Genomic DNA, 6987 nt, shown 5'->3' with positions numbered 1-6987 from the left:
GACCTCGCTGAACGACGCTCTATGGATGTCATCCATATCGGAGCAAGCATCACGATATAGGATTGCGAGAATGTGCGTCCCATCCTTCGGCGCGCTCTCAATAGGCATCCATCCTTCCCCCTGCGCTCCGTCATCGCTGGGCTTATCCGCTACTGGATGGAGGGCGCGGATGGCGGCGGCAATTCCGATAGCGACATAATACGGATTGCAGCCTGTCGTATGTTTTGCTCGCTCTTCTGCAACCTGTGCCGCTTCCTCCAGCACAGCCGCTCTGCCAGCGGATGGCTCTACGTCTCCCCTATGACCAGAACCGCAGCAATACGGGCAGTCCAAATCTGGGTTGCCTTCCGGCTGGGAACCGTCATTGAGAAAGCCATAAGCTGTACCATCTCGGATTTGCTTCATGAGTTCTTCACACGGGGATGGCTCAAGCGCGGAGAGGAACGGCATCAACGCTTCGGCCAGAGCCGCCGCACCTTTATCGTGGTTGCCATCAACGCGGCGGATTTCTTGTGCAAGAGCATCCACGTTCACCCGCACCGCTGCTAGGTGAGGGGCGGCAAGATCGGCGCGGACATATTCTGTGCCGCCTTCATCTTCATCAGTCCAAACCTGATGTTCGTTGTCGGTATCTGCGCACCCTAAAAAGACGCGCTCCGGCATAGCCTGTACTGCCTGTTCTGGGATGGTCATGGGCGCGGCTCGACGACATTGCCAAGCACTCGCGCCTTACCGGTTGCCGCCAGACGGCAGGCAACAGGCAAAGGAATGCCTGGATAGCCGATCCGCTGCGGGCCAAGCCGCAGCGCGTTGAGATATGCCACGTCAATGCGGCGGGTGACGGCGGTAGTCATGCTGCCCTCCGCTGCCGACGGCGGTTGTCGTTGGCAGGATTACGACGCTGGCGCGGAGCGCCATAGCGGAACCGAACGCCGGTAATGCGCGCCAGTTCGAAAGCGGTGTCGCGCAGTGTCTCGGCCTCAGTGTGATAACCAAGCGCGCGCACTGCCTTTGAAATCGACAGCGCTTGCGCAGCAGTCGTGCCTTGTTGCTGAAATTCAGCTGCGGTCAGGGTGGGCGCCATAACGGCGTGCGTCGTCGATACATGTCTATGCATGTTGCTCTCCTCGTGTTTGGTGGGTGCAAAAAGCCGTGGCGCCAGATGCGCAAGGGCTGTCATTCTTGGAGGTTCGGGGGCTTAAGCGCCCCGTCGCTATCTTTCGCGCCTCATGCCGACAGACCCAATCCAACGCCGCACACGGCTACAACGAACCCCAGCACGACAGCCAGTTCCACAGCTTCTCTGGCTGCGTACCTTATCCACGGCTGTGGGCGTGCATGCTTCTTGGCGCGGTAATCAGGACGGCGCATCGGTTCTGCATTACCGGCCTTCGGTGCGTCGGTCTCGGTTTCGAACTCGTCGTCGGCAAGCAGATCCAAAAGCGCGCGGTTCATGCTGCTGCCCTCCGGTCTTTTGCCGATACGTTGTCGTTCTCGGCAACTGGCGCGAGACGGTAGAACCCACGTTGACCTTGCTGGCCATTTGTCTGTGGAATCGTCCAGCCAAAGGAAGGCAGGAGCTTTCGGAGGCGACTGATTTGAACTCGCACAACGTTTTGCGCGCCATCAGGACCGCCGTTTGGGTCAAAGGCGTAGACGTTGTCGACGAGTTCGTCGATGTAGATGCGACGCGGGTAAATCGCTGTCAGCGCATCGACGATGTTTTTTTGCCCGCGCGGGATGGGCGCGGCTGCAAGTTCTGTGGCTGGGTCGCGCTCCATCTTATGCAGCCTCCGCCAGCTCAACTGGAGCACAGCAAGCTACGGCGCCGCTCGTCTGGAAAACTTCGAAGGTTTCGCCGGGGCACAGGGCAGCGAGACGCGTCGCTTCGGCCAAGGCCTGCTCAAACGAGCCGTGTTCGTATGGCATGGAGGTGTAAACACCTACGCGGCCAGTCTTCTTGCCGCGGCGGAATACAAAGAATCCGCCGCCTATGATTTCATTCAGGCGAGGCTTTGAGCTTCTTCTTCTCGGTGCTGTTGCGGTCATATGGGTTTCTCCTCGTGTTTTGGTCGGTGGTCAGCAGATCAAGCTGGTGAGGCTGTCTTCGTGCTGTGGTGTAATCTTTATATGCGAAATAGTCACCCTATGTCAACGCCTAACGATGACAAAAACACATCATGTAAAATGATATGGTTTATTAACTGTAAATTGTTCTTGAAATGTTCCGTTCGAGATGGAATCCTTGGGCTCGTACTAGGGAGATGAGTAATGGCTCCAGTGATTTTTGTTCAGTCATTCACAGCCGGACGTTGGGGTGTGATTCCTGATGTGCCGATTCAGGTCGAGAGATTAGAGGAGGCCGAGCGTCTCGCGGTTCGGCTTTCTGCGTCAAAGGCGGCAGTTATTGCAGTTTACAAATGGAATAATCAGGCTGAGGTAATAGCCATGTTTGGACGCGTGCCGGAAAATATTCTGGAAGCAGCCAACGGCTAACTAGCGCGTATTGTATTTCCCGACAACTCGGTGGCATACCGGCCAGTCACCGCGGAACTCTTTGAATTCCTTGTGCGGATTGTATTGCTCGAGCATCCATTCACGGTCATTAAAGCCAACGAGTCGCTTGATGATTGCTTCGTTTTCGTCCATTTCGCTGGTGTGATAAAGGATCACATCTTCGTCGCGCATTGGCGGTAGATTGGGGTTTACGAGCGCGGTTTCACCGGGCCGATATGCCGGGACCATGGAATCTCCCGACAATAGAAGGCCGTAGCCGCCCTTAACGCCTTGCAGGACGGCTGGCATCTTCATGTAGCTGATTGGATCGAACGTAATTATTACGTGACCGTCGCCGCCCTTGGCGGCTGCGTAGACGGGGAGGTCGCGTTGATCACCAACCAGTTCATTGCCGGGGATTAGTTTCGGCGTGAACACGTCCGCAGGGCGCTCGCCTGCTATCGGCTCGCGCGTCTGTAGCATTTGACCCTTGCCGAATGCCAGCCAATCTTCACTAAGGTCCAAGGCCCTCGCTAGTCGGGCGACGAAATCGATACTGGCGCCGCGTTTCCCGCCTTCAAGCAAACTGATCGACGACTTGTCGCGCCCAATCAAGGCGGCAAGATCTGCCTGGCTCATATTCTTTGATTCACGCGCCGTGCGAAGGCGAAAGGCGAAATCCTTATCCATGATGGGCTTTTCGCATATTGTTGTGAAAATGTAACGTGCGAATATGTCATCATGTGTTGACATGTATGCGAATCTGTCATATTTGTACGTCATCAACCGACGCAGAAGACGCCGGACAGTTCGAAGGAGGGCCTACCTCATGATGCCAGAAAACATCCTCCCAAGGATATCGGCACTCAACAGATAGAAACCGCGCTGAGGCGCAATCGAAATAGAGGAGAGAGCGAATGACGAAAGTTGCCGACAGAAGCGAACCGGCTCTCGTTGAAGTGCCGCCATAGAAATTATCAGGGACGCTGGCCGCTGAAACGCGGCTGGCGCTTTTGGCGTTCCCAGACGAAGGCGTTAACGCCTTCTGAGAAATAAGAAGTAGACAAGAATTACGACGACGAGCGGAACGCCAAAAAGCCACATCACACCGGCTGTAAGCATAGTGATCTCCTTGTTTATCAAGAAGAAAACTACTTGGCGGCGAATTTGGTTCCAACGCCGAAACCTAAAAAGAGCGGCGTTGTGGGTCGGCACCACCCGTTACCCCGCCGCTCCCGTACATCCCGGTTAACACGAGGAGGGCCGAAGCCACTTCTACGCCGGGGTTTCCTTGCCAGGTACCACCCTGGCCGACGAGACAGATGCCGATAGATGCGGCGCTTGTCAACCATCACCAACCGACACGAGGAGACATGCTGCATTCATCAAGACACAGACTGCAGGCAACTGCCGCCGCGCACCGTAAACAAGGCGCATCATTTGGGAAGATCGCGGAACTGATGGGCATTACCAGAGGCCACGCTTGGTCGCTGCTTTCGGAGAGGTCGCCCACGCTACCGCCACCAAGCCCAACAGAGAACACTGTTGTGCGGCGCACAACTTTCAACGGCGGTTATTCGGGAGGGTGCATGGACATTTATGTCTCGTTGCCCCGAATAACGATTCTGGACGGGCCGTACACAGGCACAGTCCACTAACCTTACGAGGCAGCACAATTGCCGAAAGGCAGGCCGACCGCGAGGATGACGGGGCCGACGACTAACCTCCCGATGAGGAGGCAATTACTTGAAAACGAAATACACACGAACTGGCGAGCGGGACATGACAAACCGCAAGCCTTACCGGACATCTGCGCAAAAAGCAGAGGCACGGCAGTACGCATTATTGAAGGACGGGTGTTACGTTTCCAGCGCGCCGGTCACTTACCACCGCGCACCAAAAAGAGGTGCCGCATGACCTGCGAATGCGGTGAATGCTGGGACTTACCCGGCGAAATCGTCGTCCACCGGCTTTGGAAGTGGAAGGGCATCATTGTCGAGGAGCGCGACAATTACCGCTGGCTGACTGTGCGTTTCATGATTCCCGGCACGGGCCTTGTGCAGCTTGAGGTCTCGCGCTTCGAAGTCGAGCCAGATTTTGAAGAGGACGACGGCGGCGTCGAGGCTGACAAGCCTGAAGAAGACAACGTCATCCCGGTCGATTTCACCAAAAAAGAGAAGCTTACGAAAAACACCAAGACGAGGGGAGTAGCGTGATGGCTGACAAGCAAACAGTGAAGGTTGGCGACAAGGTCAAGAGCTTGGTTACGCAACTGGATGTGCGTGAGGGGGCGACCTACGAAGTCAAGAACATCGATTTTGATGGCGATATATGGGTGACCGATGATGTTGGTGACAGATTTTATCTGACAACTGACGAATTCGAACTCCTGCCCGTTGCTGGCGCAACCGGCAAACCTGCTTTCAAGGTCGGTGATCGGGTGCGCTTGATAAAGGACGGGTTGTCCACGACCGGCGCGGTTGGAAAGTTAGCCACGATTAAATCGTGGTCTGGCGGGAAGGTCGTGGACAATGGCCAATATCTGCTGAATATCGACGGACCTGTCGATTATGAAACGCTTGCGGTCCAGCCACAGTATACTCGTGCAAGCCCAGAATGTTTTGAACTGCTTGCGCCTTCCCTCACCATCGAAACCGGCAAGTTCTACCGCACCCGCGATGGACGGAAGGTTGGGCCGATGCGGAGGCAGGCGTTTGGATGGGTGGCCAGCAAACGTATTATCGCGACCGACCAATGTGATTGGTACGAGGGCGGCAACTTCTCGCTCTACAGGGATCGGGAACACGACCTCATCTCCGAATGGGTCGACGAGCCAGCCAGCAATGACAACCGGCCTGCGACTAAACCCGCCATCGTCGCTCTAATCGAAAAAGGGCAGCCGAAGCCTTCAGAGCTGCCGCGCGTTCATGCATCCGAGTATGCGGCGATCAACACTGCAGTTCACCAAGACCTGCCTCACGCCCATGCTCAGAAGCATTGAATCGGCAATCTACCGCGACTTGCTTGATGCAAAGACCCGCAAAACGACCGTCGTGAAGTTCAATATGGAAGGCCTACTACGCGGCGATAGCCAGGCGAGGGCAGAGTTCCTGCAGAAGATGGTTCAGAACGGCATCTACACGCCGAACGAGGCCAGAGCTTACGAAAACAAGCCAAAGATGGATGGCGGCGACGAATTGATCGTCAACGGCACCATGCAGCCTCTGTCCATGGTCGGACACAACGGCAGCCCACCGCTGGACGATACACAGCCAAGCGCTGGATAAAGGAATTTCATGAAATTCGAACACATTTTGACGGCCTTCGAGGCCGAACCGTGGGCGATTCAGCGCGAAAAACTAGCCGTTCTGGCTGATGTTCTTGCGGCGCGTGTGGCGGGCGACAAGCTCGTCACACCTGAATTTGCAGCGGCTGTTTCTGATGCTCGCGCGAAGGAAATCGCTGAAATTGACGGCAAAGTCGCAGTGATCCCGGTTTATGGCGTATTGGCCGACCGAATGGACCTGTTTTCCGCGATAAGTGGCGGCACTTCTTATGCCGGCATCAAGCGAAAGTTGCATAAGGCACTTTCCAACGAGGATGTGAAGGCCGTTGTTCTTGATATTGATAGTCCTGGCGGCTCGGTACCGGGCACGGACGAACTCGCAACGGAAATTCGCAAACTGCGCGGCGGTGAAAAGCCGATCATAGCGCAGGTCAATTCGCTGGCTGCGAGCGCTGCCTATTGGATTGCGTCGTCTGCCGACGAAATTGTTGTCACGCCGTCCGGGCGTGCAGGGTCGATCGGTGTCTATATGGCGCACGACGATATCTCTGCCGCATTGGAAAAGGCTGGCGTCAAGCGCACCTACATTTCGGCAGGCAAGCACAAAGTCGAAGGCAACGAAACCGAACCACTCGGCAAGGACACGCTGGCTTACATTCAGGACAGCGTAAACCGCTCCTATGGCCGGTTTTTGCAGAGCGTTGCCGATGGGCGCGGCGTCACGAAATCCAAAGTCGAAGACGGATTTGGTCAGGGCAGGGTGTTTTACTCCGAAGCGCTGATCGACCGGGGTATGGCAGATCGTATTGCCACACTTGACGAGACCTTGGCCCGACTGGGCGCGAACACCGAGCCGGACTACATTCGCCGCGTAAAGGCGTCCAACGCCGCAAAGGCAGAAGCTGCGCAATTGTTGGCCAACAAGATGGCCTCCGGCGAAGAAATTACAAAACGCGAATTCGAGAACGGGATCAGGGGACTGATCGGCTTGTCGAACTCGGAAGCGGAGCGAGCCGCATCGCTCTACTTCAAGGAACATCAGGGGGAACCTGATGCTGATGCGGAAAACGCCGCTGTTTCGGCGGCCCTCGAACGGCTTTTGGCCGAAACACTGTTGATTGCCGCTGAGAAGTGACCCGGTTTGGGGTGATATTTCCATTTAGAATTGACCCATGTTTGAACCTTCCCTCGTTTGTTTTTCAGCG

Annotated in this window: 12 protein-coding genes; 5 read left to right on the top strand and 7 right to left on the bottom strand. The window is 55.9% G+C overall.

Annotated elements, in window-relative coordinates; all coding sequences use genetic code 11:
- The 6 genes from FGI60_RS25965 to FGI60_RS25945 form a co-directional block, all read right to left on the bottom strand.
- Positions 1-693 (bottom strand): hypothetical protein (locus tag FGI60_RS25965; RefSeq protein ID WP_210238475.1); only part of this gene is annotated, 693 nt, incomplete at its 3' end.
- The gene (locus tag FGI60_RS26390) at positions 690-854 is read right to left on the bottom strand and encodes a hypothetical protein (RefSeq protein WP_171058861.1); all 165 of its coding nucleotides are present in this window, start codon (positions 852-854) and stop codon (positions 690-692) included. The genes FGI60_RS26390 and FGI60_RS25965, both read right to left, overlap by 4 nt.
- A complete protein-coding gene (locus FGI60_RS25960; RefSeq protein WP_138787556.1) occupies positions 851-1117 on the bottom strand; it encodes a hypothetical protein in 267 nt (88 codons plus the stop codon). The genes FGI60_RS26390 and FGI60_RS25960 overlap by 4 nt, the downstream gene beginning before the upstream one ends.
- Before the next feature lie 110 nt (positions 1118-1227).
- Entirely contained in the window at positions 1228-1455 is a 228-nt protein-coding gene (locus FGI60_RS25955; RefSeq protein ID WP_138787555.1) for a hypothetical protein, read from the bottom strand.
- Positions 1452-1781 carry a helix-turn-helix domain-containing protein gene (locus tag FGI60_RS25950; RefSeq protein WP_138787554.1) on the bottom strand — a complete coding sequence of 110 codons (330 nt, stop codon included), beginning with the start codon at positions 1779-1781 and terminating at the stop codon, positions 1452-1454. The genes FGI60_RS25955 and FGI60_RS25950 overlap by 4 nt, the downstream gene beginning before the upstream one ends.
- Before the next feature lies 1 nt (position 1782).
- On the bottom strand, positions 1783-2049 hold the full coding sequence (locus tag FGI60_RS25945; protein WP_138787553.1) for a hypothetical protein: 267 nt from the start codon (positions 2047-2049) through the stop codon (positions 1783-1785).
- Between the two features lie 222 nt (positions 2050-2271).
- On the opposite strand from FGI60_RS25945, the gene FGI60_RS25940 reads away from it, so the two are divergent.
- The gene (locus tag FGI60_RS25940) at positions 2272-2496 is read left to right on the top strand and encodes a hypothetical protein (protein WP_138787552.1); all 225 of its coding nucleotides are present in this window, start codon (positions 2272-2274) and stop codon (positions 2494-2496) included.
- On the opposite strand, the gene FGI60_RS25935 is transcribed toward FGI60_RS25940, so the two are convergent.
- Entirely contained in the window at positions 2497-3186 is a 690-nt protein-coding gene (locus FGI60_RS25935) for an XRE family transcriptional regulator (protein WP_235889948.1), read from the bottom strand.
- A 1013-nt stretch (positions 3187-4199) separates the two neighbouring features.
- On the opposite strand from FGI60_RS25935, the gene FGI60_RS26625 reads away from it, so the two are divergent.
- From FGI60_RS26625 to FGI60_RS25910, 4 genes are read left to right on the top strand one after another with little or no spacing between them, the layout of a single operon-like run.
- The gene (locus FGI60_RS26625; protein WP_235889947.1) at positions 4200-4712 is read left to right on the top strand and encodes a hypothetical protein; all 513 of its coding nucleotides are present in this window, start codon (positions 4200-4202) and stop codon (positions 4710-4712) included.
- Positions 4712-5497: a hypothetical protein gene (locus FGI60_RS25920; protein ID WP_138787549.1), complete on the top strand. Its 786-nt coding sequence runs from the start codon at positions 4712-4714 to the stop codon at positions 5495-5497. Before FGI60_RS26625 ends, FGI60_RS25920 begins: the two co-directional genes overlap by 1 nt.
- Positions 5481-5783: a phage portal protein gene (locus FGI60_RS25915; RefSeq protein ID WP_235889946.1), complete on the top strand. Its 303-nt coding sequence runs from the start codon at positions 5481-5483 to the stop codon at positions 5781-5783. The genes FGI60_RS25920 and FGI60_RS25915 overlap by 17 nt, the downstream gene beginning before the upstream one ends.
- Positions 5784-5792: 9 nt before the next feature.
- Positions 5793-6917 (top strand): S49 family peptidase, encoded by a 1125-nt coding sequence (locus FGI60_RS25910; RefSeq protein WP_138787548.1) that lies wholly within the window; start codon positions 5793-5795, stop codon positions 6915-6917.
- Positions 6918-6987: the final 70 nt, after the last annotated feature.

The sequence above is a fragment of the Brucella haematophila genome (assembly GCF_005938105.1).
Taxonomy (GTDB): domain Bacteria; phylum Pseudomonadota; class Alphaproteobacteria; order Rhizobiales; family Rhizobiaceae; genus Brucella; species Brucella haematophila.
Note: the sequence above shows the minus strand (reverse complement) of the source record. Positions and strands in the feature narration are given on the sequence as shown.

Excerpts from the sequence above, each read along its gene's own strand:
- FGI60_RS25945 (WP_138787553.1), bottom strand. The coding sequence starts at position 2,049 with ATGACCGCAACAGCACCGAGAAGAAGAAGCTCAAAGCCTCGCCTGAAT.
- FGI60_RS25955 (WP_138787555.1), bottom strand. The coding sequence starts at position 1,455 with ATGAACCGCGCGCTTTTGGATCTGCTTGCCGACGACGAGTTCGAAACC.
- FGI60_RS25910 (WP_138787548.1), top strand. The coding sequence starts at position 5,793 with ATGAAATTCGAACACATTTTGACGGCCTTCGAGGCCGAACCGTGGGCG.
- FGI60_RS25915 (WP_235889946.1), top strand. The coding sequence starts at position 5,481 with ATGCTCAGAAGCATTGAATCGGCAATCTACCGCGACTTGCTTGATGCA.
- FGI60_RS25960 (WP_138787556.1), bottom strand. The coding sequence starts at position 1,117 with ATGCATAGACATGTATCGACGACGCACGCCGTTATGGCGCCCACCCTG.
- FGI60_RS26390 (WP_171058861.1), bottom strand. The coding sequence starts at position 854 with ATGACTACCGCCGTCACCCGCCGCATTGACGTGGCATATCTCAACGCG.
- FGI60_RS26625 (WP_235889947.1), top strand. The coding sequence starts at position 4,200 with ATGACGGGGCCGACGACTAACCTCCCGATGAGGAGGCAATTACTTGAA.
- FGI60_RS25935 (WP_235889948.1), bottom strand. The coding sequence starts at position 3,186 with ATGGATAAGGATTTCGCCTTTCGCCTTCGCACGGCGCGTGAATCAAAG.
- FGI60_RS25920 (WP_138787549.1), top strand. The coding sequence starts at position 4,712 with ATGGCTGACAAGCAAACAGTGAAGGTTGGCGACAAGGTCAAGAGCTTG.
- FGI60_RS25940 (WP_138787552.1), top strand. The coding sequence starts at position 2,272 with ATGGCTCCAGTGATTTTTGTTCAGTCATTCACAGCCGGACGTTGGGGT.
- FGI60_RS25950 (WP_138787554.1), bottom strand. The coding sequence starts at position 1,781 with ATGGAGCGCGACCCAGCCACAGAACTTGCAGCCGCGCCCATCCCGCGC.